This is a genomic window from Ancylomarina sp. (genome assembly GCF_041555295.1).
Taxonomy (GTDB): Bacteria; Bacteroidota; Bacteroidia; order Bacteroidales; family Marinifilaceae; genus Ancylomarina.
This window is the reverse complement of the sequence record NZ_JBFFKR010000403.1, coordinates 1-2,374: the sequence shown is the minus strand read 5'-3', so window position 1 is coordinate 2,374 and position 2,374 is coordinate 1. Positions and strand designations below refer to the sequence as shown.

The window sequence follows — 2,374 nt, the reverse complement described above, 5'->3', positions numbered from 1 at the left end:
ATCCTCTTCTGCTTTGGGACAGTAATCATGTTTCACAATTGGGTAAAAGCCTTATTCTCATGCTCCACCTCGATTTAATCGATGATGAAGAAAAAAGCATTGGCCTCGTTCTGCTCGCCTACCTCTTTTTATCTAAAGGGATTCAGCGAGAAGAAAAAATGCCAGAAGTAGATCTAAGTGAAATGTTTCGTATCCGTAAAGACCGTGTTATTCTATTAAAAAGCTTTGATGACTCCTTCGTAGACAGTTTGCAAGAAATCTATTATGCAAATGAAAAAGCTGCCGATAGAGAAGCATATAATGAACAGAGAAAAGCCGTTCTAAGCCGATTGCCTCTCATGGAATTCTCCGACATTTACGATATTGAACAAGATTCCCCTAATTTAAGGGATGATGAGTTTCTTCTGGAAACAGCCAATTTCATTGAACTGGAAGATGAAATCACTTCAGAGAACCTAAGAGAAGCCCAGCTGATACACAAGATATTATTCAAACAGACACTACAAAAACTGAAAGAGGGCAAAATCAGCTACTAATTTCTGATTTAAGAATTATGATTTAGGACGACTTGCCTATTAAGCGTGGTAGAAACGGAAGCGAAATCTTTTCGGTTATCGGTTATCGGTTATCCGTTATTGCTAATTATTTAAATCATATTTGATCATCTCTTATCTGCGTCTGAATCGTATTTTTTAATAAAACCTGTCAGGAACGACTGCGTCGCATACTTACAGGTTATTGTTTCGACCTTCAGATTTTTCACCTCTTTCCTTTGAGTTGAGACGCTATAAATCGCGTTCTCTACTATTTTTTCTTTTTAGCCTTTATCCTTGTTTCTCTTTAACCTTGTCTGCTTTATCCTTGAATTTCCTTTGGGCTTTACATTCTTTTTGATTGATAATTCTTACCTTGGGGCTTATTAAAATTAAGAGAATAAAGAATCTGAATTTCCAAAAGAAAAGAGACAATAAATATGACCCTAGAAAAATACGATCTTATTGTAATAGGGAGTGGTCCTGCAGGTTTTTCGGCAGCAACACGAGCTATTGATTTTAAAAAATCGGTCTGCATGATTGAAGCTAACCACCTGGGTGGCGCAGGTATTATGAATGGTGCACTCACCTCAAAAGCGATGTGGGAGTTATCAAAAGATTTTAATATTGCTTCATCCGTTAATCGAGGCTATAGGGCTTCAGGACTTATTGTCGACTATAAGCAAGTTCAGAAAACCATTGTTCAAGCTGCCAAGCAAAAGCAACTGCAAATGCTTTCTCAAATTGAGACTTTCTCTGAAGCATCAGATACTCATGGCAGCATCTGTTTGAAATATGGCTGGGCTCGATTTATTGATTCTCACACCATAGAAATCACGTATAAAGGTAAAACCGAACAAATTTCTGGCGAAAATATTATTATTGCAACCGGTTCTCGCCCCAGAGAAATGCCAGATATCGAAATTGATCAGGAAAGAATTATTGATTCTGAAGGTATTATGAACCTAAAGGAATTCCCTGAGCGCATGATTATTATCGGTTCAGGTATTATTGGCTGTGAGTATGCTACGATCTTCTCCAACTACAATCAAACCGAAGTCCATTTACTTGACCGACAACACAAGGTGATTCCTTATGAAGATGATGATGTGAGCGAATTCGTTTCGACAAGTCTTGAAAACAATGGGGTCATTATTCATCATACAGCCAACTTGAGAACAATTCGTAAACGTAGCGATTGTTTAGAGGTTGTTCTGGATTATCAGGATGGTCACTCAAAAGTGATTGAAGTTGATGTGGCTGTTGTGGCTGTTGGGAGAGTCCCAAATTTGGACAATATGGGACTAGAGAATGTCAATATTCAAACAACTGAAAGAGGTTATTTAGATATCAACGATGCTTGTGCTACGGATAATTTCAAGTCCTGCAATATTTTTGCCGCGGGCGATGTCTCTGGTCATGCTCAACTTTATTCTGTTGGTGAACTACAAGGTCGATTCATAGTTGAAGCACTTTATGGTAATTTAGAATACCCCTTGGATTATTCCAATATGTCAACCCTCATGTTCTTTAAACCTGAAGTGGCGGCAGTTGGCTTAAACGAAAAAGCCTGCAAAAGTAGAAACATCCCCTATAAAGTTGCAACTTATTCAAATTCACTCATTAACAGAGCTGTTGCCATGAGAGCAACCGATGGGTTCATTAAAATTATTGTAAGTGATGATGGTGAAAATCGCATATTGGGTATGCGTGCTGCAGGTCCACAAGCGTCTACATTAATTACATCTATAGCCTACCAAATTACACAAAAGGGGACTCTTAAAGATATTCGAAAAAATGTACATCCCCACCCTAGTATCTCTGAAGGTGTTCAGGAATGT

The 2,374-nt window shown here is 38.2% G+C and carries 2 protein-coding genes; both read left to right on the top strand.

Going from position 1 to position 2,374, the window contains the following annotated elements; genetic code table 11:
* Positions 1 to 536 (top strand): hypothetical protein (locus ABY905_RS16480; protein WP_372645854.1); only part of this gene is annotated, 536 nt, incomplete at its 5' end.
* A 437-nt stretch (positions 537 to 973) separates the two neighbouring features.
* The coding region (locus ABY905_RS16475; RefSeq protein ID WP_372645852.1) for an NAD(P)/FAD-dependent oxidoreductase at positions 974 to 2,374 on the top strand (1,401 nt) is incomplete at its 3' end.